The organism is Pseudomonas sp. LBUM1676, from assembly GCF_059695605.1.
This window is the reverse complement of record NZ_CP166777.1, coordinates 3215615-3233417: the sequence shown is the minus strand read 5'-3', so window position 1 is coordinate 3233417 and position 17803 is coordinate 3215615. Positions and strand designations below refer to the sequence as shown.

Sequence of the window (17803 nt, the reverse complement as noted above, 5' to 3'; positions counted from 1 at the left end):
CCGCCCCAATGTGGGAGCGAGCCTGCTCGCGAAACCGGTTTGCCGGTCACTGTGATGGTGAATCTGCCTCCGTTTTCGCGAGCAAGCCCGCTCCTGCAGGGGATTTTAGATTGGCGGAAGGCAGCGGGAGTCGAACCTGCCCGGGAACGGATGCCGTCCCCAACCGGGTTTGAAGCCCGGCCGCGCCACCGGGCGCGATTGCCTTCCTTGAATTCAGGGCTCGCAGGGCTGAGCCAGTGCACTGTCGAGGCGGATATGACGCTGGTCGCCAAACCGCCGGGTGAGGCCGATCCGGTCGAAGTATTCGAGTATCTGGATGCTGCGTTTGCGCCCCAGGCCTACCGCGTCGCGAAAGGCCGTGACCTGGATCTGCGGATTCTCGGCCGCCAGTTGCAACAGCATAGCCGCCAATCGACGCAGCATTGCATCGGTGTAGAACAGGTCGCGGACCACCTGGTGCACCAGTCCCAGACGCGCCATCTTGCGCAACAGCAAGCGCACCGCAACAGGGTCATGACCCAGGTCGCGCACCCACGGCGGATCGAAACCGGCCTGCTCGAACAACGGCTGCAATTGTTGCCACAGGATTTCATCGTCCTCGCTCAAGCGCACCTGATGATCGGGCAGATGCAGCCACGGCCCGCTGGCCATGATGGCGCCGCTTGCCAGCAACTCCTCAAGCAGGCTGATGAAGGTCGGACGGTCCAGCGCTGTGCCGGTGAATCGACGCAGGCGGTCCCGGTCCGGGCCCATTTGATCCGGCTCAAGTTGATGAAAACGCGCGAGATGCTCCAGCACCGGTACTTTCAAGGCTTCCCAGCGGGCGGCGCTGAACAGCAACGGCCCCTGGCGCGTGACGATCAAGCGCACATCGTCAGGCAACACCCAACTATCACGCGCACGATCGAACTGGCGCTCCAGCCGCCGGGGATCGAGACCGGTGTCGCTGTTGGCCAGCAACACCGGCAGAACCTGTTCCAGGCTGCTGCTGGTGGCGAGTGCCTGTAGCTGCGCCAGACGCTCGGAACTGCGGCGCTGTCGGCTCGGCGCGAACGGGTCGAGTACCCGGCCACCGCCCAGGGTGCGTTGCGCGCTCTGGTCTCGAAGGATCAGGGGGTCGCCCTTGACAGCGTGCACCGGGGCGTTGAGCAGCAGTTGTGCGAACGTCCGGCCACCGGGAGCGAGGCTGGTGCCTTCGAGCAAGGCCACCCGCCCCGTCACATCCTGGGTAGCCACATGCACATGCACCGGTTGAAAGTGCTCGAACGGCCTGTCTTCGCTGGCCAGCAACCGCAACTCGACATCCAGGCGCTGGGTCGGCGCGTGCAACCACTCGGCGAGCAGCCAGTGCCCACGGTGAATCTGATCCAGCGCCAGACGTTCGGCACTGAGGTTCAACGCCACACGCTGGCCGGCAAACGCGCGGTCCGCCGCTTGATTTTGCGCATGCAGGCCACGCACGCGCACAGGTTTCCCCTGGGGACCGAGCATCAGCCTATCGCCCACCGCAACCTGCCCGGACAATGCCGTGCCAGTCACCACGATACCGGCGCCGGCTACGCTGAAAGCGCGATCGATGGCCAGGCGAAAGCCGCCGTCGGTGCTGCGCTGCAGCACGTCTTTTTGCGCATCCAGCATAGCCTGGCGCAGGGACTCGATGCCTTCCCCGGTCACACTCGACAGCGCTATCAGCGGCGCGCCGACATAAGGTCCGGGCGCCAGCAGAGCTTCAATCTGTTCGCGTACGGCTTGCACCCTTGCGGGATCAACCCGGTCGCACTTGGTGATCGCGATCAATGCCCGAGGGATGCCCAGCAATTGGACAATCGCCAGATGCTCGCGGGTCTGGGGCATGACGCCGTCGTCGGCCGCCACCACCAGCAGCACCAGATCGATGCCCTGCGCCCCGGCCAGCATATTGTGGGTGAAACGCTCGTGACCGGGTACATCGATGAAACCGGTCAGTGGCGCTCCAGGTTCCAGCGCCGCATAAAGGTAGCCGAGGTCGATGGTCATGCCGCGCTCACGCTCTTCCCGGCGACGATCGCCGGCCTGGCCGGTCAAGGTCTGGAGCAATGCGGTCTTGCCATGGTCGATGTGACCCGCGGTACCGACTATCACCCTGGTGCACCCTCCTCCTGCAATTGATCGAGTTGAGCCACAAACCCTGCCTCGTTGTCCAGTTGCCGCAGGTCCAGCCACAAGGCGTCGTCATCGATGCGCCCAAGCACCGGAATCGGCAAGCCGCGCAACGCAGCTTCCAGACTGTGCAGGCGTCGTCCGCGAAGCCGTTTGGACGAGGCGGGCCGAAGGCATAACGCGGCACTTGGCAAGCGTGCCACCGGTTGGCTGCCGCTGCCGATCATGCCCAGCGCCGGCACTGCACAGACGTTCCAGCCATCGCCGAGCACCCTTGCCAGCGCGGGTTGCAGTCGCTCGGCCTGGGCGAGGATGTCCGCCTGGGGCCGGGTCAGCAGGCGCAGACTCGGCAGACGTTCGGCCAGGCGGTCCGGATCGCGGTACAAGCCCAACACCGCTTCGAGGGCGGCCAGGGTCAGTTTGTCGACCCGCAAGGCGCGCTTGAGCGGGTTCTTCTTGATCCGCGCGATCAGGTCTTTGCGGCCGACGATCAACCCGGCTTGCGGCCCGCCGAGCAACTTGTCGCCGCTGAAGGTGACGATGTCCGCGCCGTCGAGCAGCGCCTGGCGCACCGTCGGTTCGGCGGGCAAGCCCCAGCGTGTCAGGTCCAGCAGGCTGCCGCTGCCGAGGTCCTCCAGCAATGGCAGTCCGTGGCGGTGAGCCAGTTGTGCCAGCTCGGCGGTCGACACCCGGGCGGTGAAACCTTCAATGTTGTAATTGCTGGCGTGCACCCGCATCACCAGGCCGCTGCGCGGACCGATGGCCGCTTCATAGTCGCGGGCATGGGTCCGATTGGTGGTGCCGACTTCGTGGAGCTTCACCCCGGCCCGGGCCATGATATCGGGAATGCGGAACGCGCCGCCGATTTCGATCAGCTCGCCCCGGGAAATGATGCCTTCCTTGCGCGCGCCCAGGCTGTTGAGTGTCAGCAGCACCGCGGCGGCGTTGTTGTTGACCACGGTCACGGCTTCGGCGCCCGTCAGCTCACGGATCAGGCCTTCGATCAGATCGTCACGGTCGCCGCGCTTGCCGCTGTCCAGGTCGAATTCCAGGTTGAGCGGGTATCGGGCGGCGAGCTGTACCGCTTCGATGGCTTCCTGCGGCAATAGCGCGCGACCGAGGTTGGTGTGCAGCACCGTGCCGGTAAGATTGAACACTCGGCGGACATGGCTGCGGTGCTGGATCGCCAGCCGCTCGCCGACCCTTCCTGCCAGCACTTGCGGGGTGATTTCCACACCCTCCATCGCCCCGTCATGCACCGCCTCGCGCAAGTCATCGAACAGTTGCCGCACGCTCGCCAGCAGCGCATCGCGCCCATAGCGCTCAACCAGTGGCTGGCACGCCGGATGACGCAGCAAACTGTCGATGGAAGGTAGCCGCAAGGCCTGGCTGGCGGACTCGGAGGACATCAGAAGCTCCCGCAAACGCTGACCGCCTGAGTGTAGCCGCTGACCTCTTCGCAAGCAGACTCGCTGCCACCCTGGATCTTTCGAGACTGGGATTTGTGTACACCCCGATTACCTGTGGAAGCAAGCCTGCTCGCGAAGAGGCCGTGTCAGCCGACATCGATCCCGGATGTCAGTCCGCATTCGCGTTTTCCGTCAGGCCCGATTCAGTCTCCTCCGGGGGCGAACAAAAGATTCGGCGCCAGCCGCTGGTAACCTTCCTGCTCCAGCCGCATATCGAGCATCAGGCTGCTCAGGTCGGTCGAAAGCGCTTCGGCCTCGGCGTCGTTTTCCAGGTACAGCAGTTTCAGGTAGCTGCGGCAACCGGGACAGGTTTCCGCGCGCAGGGGCGCCTGGTCGGCGGCGTGGCGGTCGGCGTCGAGGCTGACGTATCGAAGGCCTTTGCTTTGCTCGCAGTACACGCATTTCACCCGAACCACGTGCCATTCACAGGCACACAGCGAGCACACCAGATACCGCAGGCCGTTGTATTTGCCACGGTGGCGAATCACCCCGGCCATGGCCGGCGAACCACAGGCCGGGCACTGGCTGAGGCTGTCGCCAGGCTTTAACTGCAGTGTCGGTGAGCTCAACAACCAATGGCTCCAGGCCGCCTGCAACGCGGCGCCAAGGAAGGGGACCAGTGCGGCTGGCAACAGCGTGAACTGGCCGCTGAGCAAAGCAATCGCCCAGGCCTTGAGTTGCCCGGCGTTGGCATTGCGCAAGGACGCCAGGGCCTTTTCGACCGCCGCTTGCGCAGGTGACGGGTAACGCTGCAACAGCGCATCAAGATACGGCAACCAACCGCCCTCGCGTACCAGGCTGTCGACGGCGAACGGTGGCAGGCCATGTTGCTGGCAGACCCGCAGGCCTTCGGGGTCCGGCATTGCCGACATGGGCGGATCATCCATCAAACGCTGCTGGACATGACACAGGCCGGCCATCAGCCGCAGGTAATCGGCCAATGGATGCCCTTCGGCGAGCCGTTCCAGGCGCTGCGCCCGCAACGTGAACAGATTGTTCGGGGGCAGGTGCAGAAACGGCGGTGAACTTGCCGCCGCTTCGATGTCTCCAGGCTCAAGGATCGTTGCCAAGTCATTATCCTTTTTTGCTGATCGGCCGTTCGGGGTGCTCGTCCCGGGTCACTTCCCGGTACCAGAGTTCGTGGTGTTTTTTCGCCCAGGCGCGGCTGACCCCGCCATGCAACATGGCGCTGACCGAGCCCTTGATCCAGATGCCGGCGTAAATATGCACGATGATGCTCAGCACCAGGATCAAACCGGCCAACGCGTGCAATAGCATCGCCCAGCGAATCGCCGGGATGCCGAAGTAATCGCTGAAATACGCACGCCAGATCACCAGCCCGCTGAACAGCAGCACCAGCATGCACAGCAGCAATGTCCAGAACAGCAACTTCTGTCCCGGGTTGTACTTGCCGATCGCCGGCACGCCCTCCTCCTCATTGCGCATCACTCGCCCTATGCGCCGCAGCCACAGCCGGTCGTTGGAGATAAAGAAATTCGCCCGGAAAAACTGCATCACCAACCCCAGGAACAGCACGAACATCACCACGCCCATGAACGGATGCAGGATGCGCGTCCACGGCCCTCCGCCAAACAGGTGGCTGAGCCAGAACAACGCCGGATGAAACAGCGCCAGCCCCGACAACGCGGCCATGAAAAAGAAGATCGCCACCAGCCAGTGGTTGGTGCGCTGGTTCGAGGTGTAGCGCAGGATCTGTCTGCGGATCATGGTCTGTCCTCCCCGCGCGGATCAAAGGTATGCACCGACGGATCGACCTCATGCACCGCAGGATCGACGGTGCCCGGCAGTTCATCCTCCTCGACCAGCTGCGGCCCGACTCGCACGTAATGGAAGAACCCGGCCAACACCGCCAAGCCCATGGCGAGCAAGCCCAAGGGTTTGCTCACGCCTTTCCACAGGTCGACCAACGGACTGATCGCCGGATGGTCCGGCAAACCGGCGTAGAGCACCGGGGTGTCCGCGTGATGCAACACATACATGACATGGGTGCCGCCAACCCCTTCAGGGTCGTACAGGCCGGCGTTTTCAAATCCGCGGCTCTTGAGGTCGACGATGCGCTCGGCGGCGTGCTCCTTCATATCGTCCTTGGTGCCGAACACAATGGCCCCGGTCGGGCAGGTTTTCACGCACGCCGGTTCCAGGCCTACCGCCACCCGGTCCGAGCACAAGGTGCATTTGTAGGCCTTGTGATCTTTTTGCGAGATGCGCGGAATATTGAACGGGCAACCGGTGATGCAATAACCGCAGCCGATGCAATGGTCCTGGTCGAAATCGACAATACCATTGGCGTGCTTGATGATTGCCCCGGGACTCGGGCACGCCGCCAGGCATCCCGGCTCGGCACAGTGCATGCAGCCGTCCTTGCGGATCAGCCACTCCAGGTTGCCGGCATCGGTTTCATGCTCGGTAAAGCGCATCAAGGTCCAGGTCTGTGCGCTGAGGTCCTGGGGGTTGTCGTAGGTGCCGAGGTTGTGACCGACGTCGTCGCGCAGCTCGTTCCATTCCGAGCAGGCGACCTGGCAGGCCTTGCAGCCGATGCACTTGGTGGTGTCGATCAGCTTCGCCACTTCATCCTGATTGCGCACCGAAGGCGAAACCGTGGTGGTGGCCGAACGGGCGATGATGTCTTGGCTGGCCATTTAGACTTTCTCCACGTTGACCAGGAATGACTTGGATTCCGGGGTCTGGGAATTGCCATCGCCGAGGAACGGCACCAGGGTGTTGGTCAGGTAGCCGTGGCGCGTCAGGCCGGTGAAGCCCCAGTGCAACGGGATACCAATGTGGTGCACCACCTGACCGTTGACCTGCAACGGCCTGATGCGCTTGGTCACCACCGCCACCGCTTCGATGAAGCCACGCTTGGAGCTGACGCGTACCTTGTCCCCGGCGACGATGCCTTTCTCCTTGGCCAGGACCTCGCCGATCTCGACGAACTGCTCGGGTTGGGAGATGGCGTTGAGCTTGCAATGCTTGCTCCAGAAGTGGAAATGCTCGGTCAGCCGGTAGCTGGTGGCCGCGTACGGATAGTCCTTGGCCACGCCCAGGGTGTCCCACACCGAATCGAAGATCCGCGCCGCCGGGTTGCTCGTCGCGTTCTTGTTGTTGGGGTGCAGCGGGTTGATGCCGATCGGCGTTTCAAACGGTTCGTAGTGTTCGGGAAATGGCCCTTCGGCCATATTGTCCCGGGTGAAAAACCGCCCGACACCTTCGGGCGCCATGATGAACGGGTTCATCCCCGCCTCCGGCGGCGAATCGGCCTTGTAGTCCGGTATGTCGGTGCCGGCCCAGGCCTTGCCGTTCCACCACACCAGGCGCTTGTTCTCGGCCCAGGGTTTGCCTTGCGGGTCGCAGGAGGCGCGGTTGTAGAGAATCCTGCGGTTGGCCGGCCAGGCCCAGGCCCAACCCAGGTGCTGTTTCATGCCGAACGGGTCGCTGTTATCGCGCCGGGCCATCTGGTTGCCCGCCTCGGTCCAGCTGCCGCAGAAAAGCCAGCAGCCGGACGCGGTGCTGCCGTCATCCTTGAGCTGACCGAACCCGGCCAGCTGCGCGCCAGCCTTGATCGTCGCGCCGGTGGCATCGGTGAAGTCGGCGGTGGCGTTGCCGTTGATTTCCCTGGCCAGTTCTTCCGGCGACGGTTCTTGCGGCACCTTGTACGGCCACGACAGTTTCATCAATGGCTCGGCATAGGCACCACCTTCGGCCTGATAGCGCTGGCGCAGGCGCAGGAACAATTCGCCCATGATACGGATGTCGGTACGGGATTCTCCGGGGCCGTCGGCCCCCTTCCAGTGCCATTGCAGCCAGCGGCTGCTGTTGACCAGCGAGCCGTCCTCCTCGGCAAAACAGGTGGTGGGCAGGCGGATCACCTCGGTCTGGATGTCGGCGCTTTTTACATCGTTGTACGGCCCGACGTTTTTCCAGAATTCCGAGGTTTCGGTGGCCAGCGGGTCCATGATCACCAGCCACTTCAGTTTGGCCAGCGCCGCGGTCACCCGGTTTTTATCCGGCAGCGCGGCAATCGGGTTGAAGCCCTGGCACATGTAGCCGTTGACCTTGCCCTGGCCCATCATGTCGAACATTTTCAGGATGTCGTAGCTGGGCACGTCGATTTTCGGCAGGTAGTCGTAGCCCCAATGATTCTCTGCCGTGGCATTGGCGCCGTACCAGGATTTCATCAGGCTGACGTGGAACTTGCCGTAGTTCTGCCAGTAGGACATTTGCCCGGGGCGCAGGGGTTTGAGGGCCCGCTTGAAGATGTAGGTGTCATAGTCCTGCTCGCTGTCGCTGGGCAGGGTCAGATAGCCGGTCAAGGTATTGGACAATAACCCGAGGTCAGTCAGGCCCTGGATGTTGGAGTGCCCGCGCAAGGCATTCACCCCACCGCCGGGCATGCCGACATTGCCCAGCAGCAGCTGCACCATGGCCGCGCTGCGGATGATCTGCGAACCGATCGAGTGCTGGGTCCAGCCCAGGGCGTAGAGGATCGTCATGGTCTTGCCCGGTTGCGAGCAGGTGGCGATTTCTTCCCAGATCTTCTGGATCGATTCAGTCGGCATGCCGCAGATCTGGCTCACCAGTTCCAGGCTGTATCGGGTGTAATGCTGCTTGAGCAACTGATAGACGCAGCGCGGGTCTTGCAGGGTCGGGTCGACCTTGGCGAAGCCGTCTTCCGCGTATTGATAGTTCCAGGTGGTCTTGTCGGTGTAGCGGCGTTTCACCGCGTCATAGCCACTGAAGATCCCGTCCTCGAAACTGAACCCGGGGTCGACGAGAAACGACAGGTCGGTGTAGTTGCGCACGTACTCGTGCTGGATCTTGTCCTCGGTCAGCAGGTAATTGATCAGCCCGCCCATGAAGGCGATGTCGGTGCCGGTGCGGATTGGCGCGTAATAGTCGGCCACGGACGCGGTGCGGGTGAAACGCGGGTCGACCACGATCAGCCTGGCGGCATTGTGCGCCTTGGCTTCGGTCACCCATTTGAAACCGCAGGGGTGCGCTTCTGCTGCGTTGCCGCCCATCACCAGGATCAGATTCGCGTTGGCGATATCGGTCCAGGTATTGGTCATGGCACCACGGCCAAACGTCGGGGCAAGACTTGCCACCGTCGGGCCGTGTCAGACACGCGCCTGGTTATCGAACCCCAGCATGCCGAGACTGCGGATGACCTTGTGGGTGATGTAGCCCGCTTCGTTGGACGCTGCCGAGGCCGCGAGGAAACCGGTGGTCAGCCAGCGGTTCACCGTCTGACCCTCTTCGTTCTTCTCGATGAAGTTGGCATCGCGGTCGGCCTTCATCAGGTCGGCCACGCGATCCAGCGCTTCATCCCAAGAGATACGCGTCCACTCGCTGCTGCCGGGTTTGCGCACCTGCGGATACTGCAGCCGACCGGGACTGTGAATAAAGTCCAGCAAGCCGGCGCCTTTGGGGCACAGGGTGCCGCGATTGACCGGGTGGTCGGCATCGCCTTCGATGTGGATGATGTTTTGCGCGACATTCTTGGCGGCATCGCCCTGGCTGTACATGATCAACCCGCAACCGACCGAGCAATACGGACAGGTGTTGCGGGTTTCATGGGTGTGGGCAAGCTTGAAGTGGCGCACCTGCTCCGCAAAGGCAGGCGCCGGGGCCATGCCCAGCGCGCCGAGGCTCGAGCCCGCAAGGCCGATACCAGCGACCTTGAAGAACTGACGACGGTTGAGGTCCATCGTGCACTCCTGTCAGGTGGAGACCCGGTACTTTTGCCGGGTTTTTCTGGACGATCACGGTGACGGCAGCGTGGCTACCGACACTTGAAACTGTAGACAATGCTGCGTGTGCCTAGTGTGAAAACCGACCGTCGGCCGCTTGACAGCCTTGTTTGCTTTCGCGAGCAGGCTCGCTCCCACAGGGCTTGGCGCTTATCATGTCTGCCGTATTTATCCCGGCCTTTATGAGATGAGCATGACTTTCGATTTTGATCAGGTGTTCGACCGCCACGACACCGGCAGTACCAAATGGAGCCGTTACCCGGCCGACGTGTTGCCGATGTGGGTCGCCGACATGGACTTCGCCGCGCCGCCGGTGATCATCCAGGCCCTGCAAAAACGTCTGGAACACCCGTTGCTCGGTTACAGCGTGGCGCAGGACGACTTGCGCGATGCCATCGTTGCCGGGCTGTGGAGCAAGTATGCCTGGCGCGTCGAGCCCCAGGAGCTGGTCTTTCTGCCAGGCGTGGAATCGGGGTTCAACATGGCCCTGCATGCGCTGGTCCAGCCGCAACAGAACGTCGTGGTCCAGACCCCCAACTACCCGCCGCTGCGGCACGCACCGGGCCATTGGGGGCTGAACAAGGTCGAACTGGGTTTCGACGCCATGCCGGACGGGACCTACGCCACGCCATTGGCGACATTGCGCCAGTCCCTGGAAGGCGGCGGCGCCCTGCTGCTGAGCAACCCGCACAACCCGCTGGGCAAGGTGTTCCCCCGGGAAGAACTGCAAGCCGTGGCGGACATCTGCCTGGAACAGGACGCCTGGATCATCTCCGACGAGATCCATGCCGAGCTGTGCTTCGACGGGCGTGTGCATGTGCCGATCGCCACATTGAGCCCGGACATCGCCAAGCGCACCATCACCCTGATGTCGGCGAGCAAGGCCTATAACATTGCCGGGCTCAAGACTTCGTTCATGATCATTCAGGACAAAGCCGTGCGTGAACGGGTCAACCACGCGCGCTGCGGCCTGGTCGACAGCGTCAACCCGCTGGGCCTGGAAGCCACCCGCATTGCCTACAGCGAAGGCGGTCCCTGGCTGGCCGAACTGATGACGTATCTGCAAGGCAACCGCGATTACCTGGTCGAGGCCGTTCGCAGCCGGTTGCCGGGCGTGACCATGAACGTGCCCCAGAGCACGTACCTGGCGTGGCTCGACTGCTCGGCGCTGGGGCTGGACAACCCGCAGCAGTTCTTTCTCGAACAGGCCAGGGTCGGGCTCAGTGCCGGCCTGGATTTCGGCGACGACAGCCAGCAGTTCGTGCGGGTGAATTTCGGTTGCCCGCGGGCGTTGCTGGAAGAAGGCATTGCGCGGATGGAGCGTAGTTTGCTCAAGCTCAAGGTCTGACCCGCTGCTCTAGGCAACACAAATACCCTGTGGGAGCGAGCCTGCTCGCGAAGACGGACTTCCAGTCGATATTGACGTCGCCTGATACACCGTCTTCGCGAGCAAGCTCGCTCCCACAAGGGAATTGTGTGCTTTTTGGAATGTTGCACCCTCCTGAAATCCAACCGAACTCAAGGCAAAACACCAGGGTCAACCCTTTGACTCTTCTGCCTTGAACACGGAGATTTCCCCATGAACGACTATCCAAAACCACCCTTCCCCAAACAACGCCAGCCAGTTCCCGGTTCCCAGAAGAAAATGGAGCCTTACCCTGACTGTGGGGAACAGAGTTACAAGGGCTCGGGCAAACTGCAGGGCAAGATCGCCCTGATCACCGGCGCCGACAGCGGCATCGGGCGTGCCGTCGCCATTGCCTTCGCCCGTGAAGGCGCGGATGTGGTCGTTGCCTACCTCAACGAACATGAAGACGCGCAGGAAACCGCACGCTGGGTCGAGCAGGCCGGTCGTCAATGCCTGTTGCTGCCCGGCGACCTGGCGCAAAAAGCGCAATGCCAGGCCCTGGTCGACAAGACGGTCGAACGCTTCGGCCGCATCGATGTGCTGGTCAACAATGCCGCGTTCCAGATGACACACAAAAACATCGAGGACATTCCGGATGAAGAATGGGTGATGACCTTCGACGTCAACATCACCGCCATCTTCCGCATCTGCCAGGCCGCGCTCAAGCACATGCAACCTGGCAGTTCGATCATCAATACCAGCTCGGTCAATTCGGACATGCCCAAGCCGACTCTCCTGCCCTACGCCACGACCAAGGGCGCGATCGCCAACTTCACCGCCGGCCTGGCGCAGATGCTGGGCGAGAAGAACATCCGGGTCAACTGCGTGGCACCGGGACCGATCTGGACGCCGTTGATCGTCTCGACCATGCCCGATGAAGAAGTGCAGAATTTTGGGGGGCAGACACCGCTTGGACGTCCGGGCCAACCGGTGGAAGTGGCGCCGATCTATGTGCTGCTGGCGTCGGATGAAGCCAGCTACATCACCGGTCAGCGGTACGGCATTACCGGCGGTAAACCGATGCTCTGAACGCATTACCTGGATTAACCCCACGCCAGGATCAATGACAAACCCGTGGCGAGGGAGCTTGCTCCCGCTGGGCTGCGCAGCGGCCCCAAAACCTTCCGGATATTGAAGTTTTTTGTGAGTGCTGCGCACTCAAGCGGGAGCAGGCTCCCTCGCCACGGAGGCAAGAGTGTGTGTTCATGGTGATTCCTGGGGGATGACCGATATCTTGCCGTTGCGCTCAAGGATCGCGAACTTGATTTGATCCAGGGTTTCGATGCCCTGGCTCGAGCGCGCGGCCTCCATGACATCGGCCTCGATCAATCGCGCTTGGCGCAGGCGCTTGTGCAGCAACTTGCCATTCTCGACGATGATCGTCGGCCCGCCATCGATCAGCTGCGACACCCATTGCGAGCGCTGTTTGAGCAGCGACAGACCGACGTCGATGGCAATCAATGTGACGATGACCAGCATCGAATTGGTCAGGGAAAAGTCATCGCCCAACAACGCCTGTTGCGTTGCCTCGCCGATGATCATCAACAGGACGAAATCGAACGTCGTCAACTCGGCCAGTGAGCGACGGCCGGCGATCTTGAACAGCACCATCAGCGCCAGATACATCGCGGCCGCGCGCAATACCGAGTCCATAGGTCACCTAAGGGAAAATGAATTGATCGAGGTTCACCGGCGTGGCGCCCGGCGCTGTGACACGGCTGTGATACAGGCCCAGCCCATCGCCACGTAACGTCAAATGCAGGTTTGCCCGGCCCTGCGCGTCGGTCTGCAGCCACAGCTTCATGCCTTGCCCGGCACTGGTCGCACGAAGGGGTTGCGGCTGCAGGCTTTCGATACTGAAGCCGTCCAACAACGCTCCGGTCAACTCCAGCTCGACCATGGCCTCGGGCATACCGGTCACGCTGATCTGCATCGGGTTGGTCGATCCGTTGCGGTGGAACATCTCGTATTGCACCCTGACCCTGCCATCGCTGCCCTGCACGTCCCGGGTGCTCAGCGGCCCGCGTGAAAACAGCCCGAGCAGGGCCAGCACCACCAACAGCACCAGGGTGTACCAGCCCCAGCGCTCGAACCGCCAGACCTTGACCTGATGCGCCATGTCTTCACGCACGGGGTAGTCGCGGCTGCGGTAATCGGTATGGCCGGATTCATCGTTCATCAAGTGCCCCTACCCTTGCTCACCCGCCAGTGCCCGTTGGTGGAAATGCGCCAGCTGCTTCAAGGCATGCTCGGCGGCCATTAACTGGACCTCGGAACGTGTCCCGAAAAACCGCTGCTGTTCACTGAACACGCTGCGCCCCTGCCCGGTCTGAAAGGCCCAGGCGAAACATATGGTTCCAGCCGGGATGCCATCGACGTCCTCCGGCCCGAGAATACCGGTAGTGGCCACCGCGACATTGGCCGTGCTGTCGCGCAGTGCTCCCGAAGCCATTTCCCGAGCGACTTCACAGCTGGTCAGGTTGAAGGTTTCGATCGTCTGCGGGCTGACGTTGAGCAGACGTTGCTTGGCCTCGGGGGAATAGACCACATAGCCGCTTTCGATCAACTTTCCGCTGTGCGGTACCTCAGCCAGCAGTGTGACGATCTTGCCGGCCGTACAGGACTCTGCGGTGGTCAGCAGCAAGTCGTTTTGACGCAGATACTCGACCACGGATTGGCTGACATTCATGACAAATCTTCCAGGCAGGGAACTGCTCGGTTGACCCTGGCCACCGCCAAACATTCCCTCTATCGGCCCTGCCCGAGCCAGCCGTGAAAAAAATGAACCCCTGGCAAAACTTGCCCCTCAATACGTTTAGGGGCCCTGTGTCATGGGCCGCTCCAGATCAGGAGGTCATCATGTCCGCACCTATCGTCAAGCTGTTCACACAACCGAACTTCGCGTGGACGGATATCCGCAAGGAAGAAGAAGCGCATCCGCGCCATTACCTCGCTCATTTGTTGCTGCTGGCCTTGATCCCCGCCGTATGCCTGTTTATCGGCACCACCTATGTCGGCTGGAGCCTGGCTGAAAATGAAATCGTCAAGCTCAGCGCCGGCAGTGCCTTGCAGCTGTGCGCAATGCTCTACGTGACCATCATCGCCGGCGTGGCGCTGATGGGAGTGTTCATCCGCTGGATGTCTCGCACATTCGACTCGCGGCCGACGCTCAATCAATGCATCGGTTTCGCCGCCTATACCGTGACGCCGTTTTTCCTCGCTGGCATTGCCGGTCTGTACCCGAGCCGCTGGCTGGCGATCACCGTGCTGGGCGCCGCCTCGCTCTATTCGACCTTCCTGCTGTTCGTCGGCCTGCCGACCTTCATGCACGAGCGCAAGGAACAAGGCCTGTTGAATGCGGCTTGCGTCTGGGGCGTCGGGTTGTTGGTGCTGGTGACCATCGTGGTGGAAATGATCCTGATCTGGTTCAACGTATTGACCCCTGAATACCTGCGCGCGACTGTCGGTTGATGACTTCGGCCCTTGAGGCCCACGCCGCCTGCAGTGAACTCCGGTCATGAGTTTCATTGTCTGGGTGGCGGTGTTGGGGGCCGTGCTGCTGACGCTGGCACTGACTTCGTCGTACTTGCGATGGATGCCGGTGACCACCTCCGCCGTATGCCTGGTGCTGGGGGTCGCTATCGGGCCGGCGGGCCTTGGGCTGCTGAAAGTGGACACGCCCGACGCGTCCATCTGGATGGAGCACCTGACTGAAGTCGCGGTGCTGTTTTCGTTGTTCGTCTGCGGCCTGAAATTACGCTCGCCACTCAGGGAGAAAAACTGGCGGATCGCCTTCGGGCTGGCTGGTCCGGTGATGCTGTTGACCATTGCCGGCGTCAGTCTGTTGCTGCACTACGGGTTTGAGCTAACTTGGGGAGCTTCCGTGTTGATCGGCTCGATCCTGGCACCGACCGATCCGGTGCTCGCCTCCCTGGTGCAAGTCAACGACGCCCGCGATGACGACAGCGTGCGCTTCGGCCTGTCGGGTGAGGCCGGCCTCAATGACGGTATCGCCTTTCCATTCGTGATCCTCGGTCTGCTGCTGGTGCAACACGACGGCAACCCCGGCTGGCTGAGCGATTGGGTACTGCGCAACGTCTTGTGGGCAGTGCCTGCCGGTTTGCTTACCGGGTATTGGATGGGACGCGGTATTGGCCGCGTGACCTTGTCGCTGCGGATCAGAAACGATGACAGCACGCTTTCGCCAAATGATTACCTCGCCCTTGCCTTGATCGCCCTGTCGTATGTGGTGGCGGAGTCCATTCATGGCTATGGCTTTCTGTCGGTGTTCGCCGCAGGCCTGGGTTTGCGTCAGGAAGAGGTCAAATCCACGGGCAACGATGAGCTTCCCGCCGAGCATCTGGTGCAGCCGGTGGTCGGGCACCAGAACGTCGAGCCGCAGCATGCCGTGCATGGTGATACCGCCAGTCTGGAAGACACGCAGGTGGCAGCGGGCATCATGATGGGCGATATGCTCGCCTTCGGCGGGCTGGTGGAACGGGCCATGGAAGTCTTTCTGGTGACGCTGCTCGGCGTGGTACTGGTCGCGCATTGGGACTGGCGGGCGCTGGCGATTGCTGGCGTGTTGTTTTGCCTGATCCGACCCTTGAGTGTGGTTGCCATGCCTTGGGGTGGTTTGCTGGACGGTCGCCAGCGCCTGTTGATCGGCTGGTTCGGCATACGCGGCATCGGCAGTCTGTTTTACCTGTTTTATGCACTGAACCACGGGCTGGCTCCGTCCATCGCAACGCTGTGCATCGACCTGACCCTGTCCGTGGTTGCGCTGAGCATCCTTGTTCACGGGATCAGCACCCAGCCGATCCTGGCTCGATATGAACGGCGTAAAAAACAGGATAGTTGATTTTACCCCTACGCTTTTACCGCCGAAATCATCGAATTTTCGCCTTCATAAATTTGAAATCCTTGGGCGATCCGGCAGGTCACAAGCTTAATCCTGCCCGGCTTTTACACGGCGGAATTCAACAGGTTCGGTTCCCCTGTGGCGCTGAAGCCTATTAAAAGGGACCTCGAAAAAATAAGGTGTTGGTCATGATTCACTATTCCACCTGCGATGAAATCAAGGCCTGCCGGGCATTCGCCCTGGAGCGTAATCGTCAAATGTTTGCCGACGCCCAGGCGCTAAGCCGCAGCGCGTTCGAATTGCTCGATGGCAGCGAAATGGACGTGGAGCTGTTTGATCGCTATCAGGCACTGCGCAGGAAGGCCGACTTGAAGTTCAAGGAAGCGATCGAGCACTTGCGCGTGCTTAATGCGGATTTCCCACCGGTTTCGATGGCCACCCAAAACGCGCAACGGTTGCGTCAGCAAGACGAATCTAGGGTGTGACGGCACAGGCACACGCTACGCCGATCCCAAGGACGCCATCGCAGCGGTGCGGCGATTATCGAGGTCGCATACAAATCCTGGGCCCGGCAGTGATCCAATGTGGGAGCGGGCTTGCTCGCGAAGGCGATCTGTCATCCGGCACTGATGTTGACTGACACGGCCCCTTCGCGGGCTTGCCTCGATCATGCAGTTGATCTGCTTTATAACGCCGGGATCGGCGTGGTTTCCAGATTTTCGGTCAGAGGCACATCGCTGGAGCCCGGTGTGAGGATGACCTTGCGGCATTCCTCCTGTTTCTTGTCGAAAATCCTGTACCCCTCGGCCACTTGCTCCAGCGACAGGCGGTGAGTGATGATCGCCTCCGGTTGCAGACGTCCGGTTTCAATGTGCCCGAGCAGTTCCGGCAAATAACGCTGCACATGGGTCTGGCCCATTTTGAACGTCAGGCCTTTGTCGAACGCATCGCCGAACAGGAAACCGTGGATGAACCCGGAATAGACCCCCGGCACACTCACCACCCCACCGCGGCGCACGGCGGCGATGCACTGGCGCAGCGCCTTGCCGCTGCTGCCTTCGAGTTTCAACGTGGCAAGCAGCGTCTCCGTGGTGCTGCCCTTGGCTTCGAACCCAACGGCATCAATCACTGCGTCCACTCCCCGGCTGCCCGCCGTCTGTCGAATGATGGTGTCAGCCGGATCGTCATCGTCATCGAAGTTGATTGGAATCACACCATAGGTGCGCTGGGCATAGGCCAGCCGATAGTCGTGATGGTCGACCATGAAAATTTGCTCGGCACCGAACATCTTCGCGCACGCTGCACTCAAGAGCCCCACCGGCCCGGCGCCATAGATCGCAATGCTTGAACCCGGCCCGATCCCGGTATTGAGCACCGCCTGCCACGCCGTCGGCAGGATGTCCGACAGGAACAACACTTTCTCGTCCGCCAGCAGCCCGGGAATCTTGAATGGCCCGGTATTGGCCTTGGGCACCCGGACCAGCTCGGCCTGCCCGCCCGGAATGCCGCCATACAGGCGGCTGAAGCCAAACAAGGCGGCAGGGGGTGGAATCGCCTTTTTATTGATGATGGCGCCACGGCCGGTATTGGTGGTTTCACAACTGGCGAAAAGATCACGCTGGCAAAAGAAGCACTCGCCACACGCGATCACAAACGGGATCACCACCCGATCGCCGCGCTGCACGGCCGTCACCGCCGAGCCGGTTTCTTCAACGATGCCCATGAACTCATGACCAAAGATATCGCCATGCTCCACGGTCGGAATCTTGCCCCGATACAAATGCAAATCCGATCCGCAAATCGCGGTGGCCGTCACGCGCAAAATGATGTCGTCGGGTGCTTCGAGGGTGGGGTCGGGAACGGTTTCGATTTTGACGTCATGGGCTCCGTGATATGTCATTGCACGCATGGCTGCATCCTCACTGGGTCAATAAAGACATCGGTTGTCTGTATTAAGGGAGCGAGTCAGAACCGCGAGTTCAGTTGCGTGATTGACGAATCTGATCAGCGGTCGAGGCTGAAAATCATGCTGTCAGCGCGGTAAAAAGGCCACACCGCGAACTGCATGAGTCAATTTCCAGACTCATGCAGCCTGCACGACTTCAGTTTGCCATCAACGACCTCAAACCATTGATTTATATAAATATTAAAAGATTAC

15 protein-coding genes and 1 tRNA gene are annotated in these 17803 nt (G+C 61.5%); 5 read left to right on the top strand and 11 right to left on the bottom strand.

Translation table 11 applies throughout. The features are described 5' to 3' along the window. Nucleotides 1-111 precede the first annotated feature (111 nt). From ACA041_RS15035 to fdnG, 7 genes are all read right to left on the bottom strand, one after another. Nucleotides 112-207, bottom strand: a tRNA-Sec gene (locus ACA041_RS15035). 6 nt (nt 208-213) lie between these two features. Continuing rightward, nucleotides 214-2121, bottom strand: a complete 1908-nt coding sequence (selB, locus tag ACA041_RS15030) for a selenocysteine-specific translation elongation factor (protein WP_497441835.1) — start codon at nt 2119-2121, stop codon at nt 214-216. Continuing rightward, nucleotides 2118-3548 (bottom strand): L-seryl-tRNA(Sec) selenium transferase, encoded by a 1431-nt coding sequence (gene selA / locus ACA041_RS15025; protein ID WP_497441834.1) that lies wholly within the window; start codon nt 3546-3548, stop codon nt 2118-2120. The genes selB and selA overlap by 4 nt, the downstream gene beginning before the upstream one ends. A gap of 203 nt (nt 3549-3751) precedes the next feature. Then, nucleotides 3752-4678 (bottom strand): formate dehydrogenase accessory protein FdhE, encoded by a 927-nt coding sequence (fdhE, locus tag ACA041_RS15020; protein ID WP_497441833.1) that lies wholly within the window; start codon nt 4676-4678, stop codon nt 3752-3754. Between the two features lie 4 nt (nt 4679-4682). Then, entirely contained in the window at nt 4683-5336 is a 654-nt protein-coding gene (locus ACA041_RS15015) for a formate dehydrogenase subunit gamma (protein ID WP_497441832.1), read from the bottom strand. Continuing rightward, nucleotides 5333-6268: a formate dehydrogenase subunit beta gene (fdxH, locus tag ACA041_RS15010; RefSeq protein WP_497441831.1), complete on the bottom strand. Its 936-nt coding sequence runs from the start codon at nt 6266-6268 to the stop codon at nt 5333-5335. Before fdxH ends, ACA041_RS15015 begins: the two co-directional genes overlap by 4 nt. After that, nucleotides 6269-9334, bottom strand: coding sequence for a formate dehydrogenase-N subunit alpha (fdnG, locus tag ACA041_RS15005; RefSeq protein ID WP_497441830.1), 3066 nt, complete (start codon nt 9332-9334; stop codon nt 6269-6271). It abuts the gene before it with no gap. 235 nt (nt 9335-9569) lie between these two features. On the opposite strand from fdnG, the gene ACA041_RS15000 reads away from it, so the two are divergent. After that, nucleotides 9570-10724 carry a MalY/PatB family protein gene (locus ACA041_RS15000; protein ID WP_497441829.1) on the top strand — a complete coding sequence of 385 codons (1155 nt, stop codon included), beginning with the start codon at nt 9570-9572 and terminating at the stop codon, nt 10722-10724. A gap of 231 nt (nt 10725-10955) precedes the next feature. Next, the gene (locus ACA041_RS14995; protein WP_497441828.1) at nt 10956-11813 is read left to right on the top strand and encodes an SDR family oxidoreductase; all 858 of its coding nucleotides are present in this window, start codon (nt 10956-10958) and stop codon (nt 11811-11813) included. Nucleotides 11814-11987: 174 nt separating this feature from the next. Here ACA041_RS14995 and ACA041_RS14990 read toward each other — a convergent pair whose 3' ends face one another. Genes ACA041_RS14990 through ACA041_RS14980 form a run of 3 tightly spaced genes read right to left on the bottom strand, consistent with a single transcriptional unit; the run spans nt 11988 to nt 13473 of the window. Further along, nucleotides 11988-12437 (bottom strand): DUF421 domain-containing protein, encoded by a 450-nt coding sequence (locus tag ACA041_RS14990; protein WP_497441827.1) that lies wholly within the window; start codon nt 12435-12437, stop codon nt 11988-11990. Between the two features lie 7 nt (nt 12438-12444). After that, nucleotides 12445-12963: a hypothetical protein gene (locus tag ACA041_RS14985; protein ID WP_497441826.1), complete on the bottom strand. Its 519-nt coding sequence runs from the start codon at nt 12961-12963 to the stop codon at nt 12445-12447. A gap of 9 nt (nt 12964-12972) precedes the next feature. Beyond that, nucleotides 12973-13473, bottom strand: a complete 501-nt coding sequence (locus tag ACA041_RS14980; RefSeq protein ID WP_497441825.1) for a CinA family protein — start codon at nt 13471-13473, stop codon at nt 12973-12975. 170 nt (nt 13474-13643) lie between these two features. On the opposite strand from ACA041_RS14980, the gene ACA041_RS14975 reads away from it, so the two are divergent. The 3 genes from ACA041_RS14975 (at nt 13644) to ACA041_RS14965 (ending at nt 16130) form a co-directional block, all read left to right on the top strand. Then, complete coding sequence (locus ACA041_RS14975; RefSeq protein WP_497441824.1) at nt 13644-14255, top strand: Yip1 family protein; 612 nt, start codon at nt 13644-13646, stop codon at nt 14253-14255. Between the two features lie 46 nt (nt 14256-14301). Further along, nucleotides 14302-15645: a cation:proton antiporter gene (locus ACA041_RS14970; protein WP_497441823.1), complete on the top strand. Its 1344-nt coding sequence runs from the start codon at nt 14302-14304 to the stop codon at nt 15643-15645. Between the two features lie 188 nt (nt 15646-15833). Further along, nucleotides 15834-16130 (top strand): hypothetical protein, encoded by a 297-nt coding sequence (locus ACA041_RS14965; RefSeq protein ID WP_497441822.1) that lies wholly within the window; start codon nt 15834-15836, stop codon nt 16128-16130. Nucleotides 16131-16330: 200 nt separating this feature from the next. Here the strand turns inward: ACA041_RS14965 and ACA041_RS14960 are convergent, their stop codons facing one another. Further along, on the bottom strand, nt 16331-17554 hold the full coding sequence (locus ACA041_RS14960) for a zinc-dependent alcohol dehydrogenase (protein WP_497441821.1): 1224 nt from the start codon (nt 17552-17554) through the stop codon (nt 16331-16333). Between the last annotated feature and the right edge of the window lie 249 nt (nt 17555-17803).

Coding starts and splice junctions, on each gene's coding strand:
- fdxH (WP_497441831.1), bottom strand. CDS start 6,268: ATGGCCAGCCAAGACATCATCGCCCGTTCGGCCACCACCACGGTTTCG.
- ACA041_RS14985 (WP_497441826.1), bottom strand. CDS start 12,963: ATGAACGATGAATCCGGCCATACCGATTACCGCAGCCGCGACTACCCC.
- ACA041_RS14990 (WP_497441827.1), bottom strand. CDS start 12,437: ATGGACTCGGTATTGCGCGCGGCCGCGATGTATCTGGCGCTGATGGTG.
- selA (WP_497441834.1), bottom strand. CDS start 3,548: ATGTCCTCCGAGTCCGCCAGCCAGGCCTTGCGGCTACCTTCCATCGAC.
- ACA041_RS14980 (WP_497441825.1), bottom strand. CDS start 13,473: ATGAATGTCAGCCAATCCGTGGTCGAGTATCTGCGTCAAAACGACTTG.
- ACA041_RS14965 (WP_497441822.1), top strand. CDS start 15,834: ATGATTCACTATTCCACCTGCGATGAAATCAAGGCCTGCCGGGCATTC.
- ACA041_RS14960 (WP_497441821.1), bottom strand. CDS start 17,554: ATGCGTGCAATGACATATCACGGAGCCCATGACGTCAAAATCGAAACC.
- ACA041_RS14970 (WP_497441823.1), top strand. CDS start 14,302: ATGAGTTTCATTGTCTGGGTGGCGGTGTTGGGGGCCGTGCTGCTGACG.
- ACA041_RS14995 (WP_497441828.1), top strand. CDS start 10,956: ATGAACGACTATCCAAAACCACCCTTCCCCAAACAACGCCAGCCAGTT.
- ACA041_RS15015 (WP_497441832.1), bottom strand. CDS start 5,336: ATGATCCGCAGACAGATCCTGCGCTACACCTCGAACCAGCGCACCAAC.
- ACA041_RS14975 (WP_497441824.1), top strand. CDS start 13,644: ATGTCCGCACCTATCGTCAAGCTGTTCACACAACCGAACTTCGCGTGG.
- ACA041_RS15000 (WP_497441829.1), top strand. CDS start 9,570: ATGACTTTCGATTTTGATCAGGTGTTCGACCGCCACGACACCGGCAGT.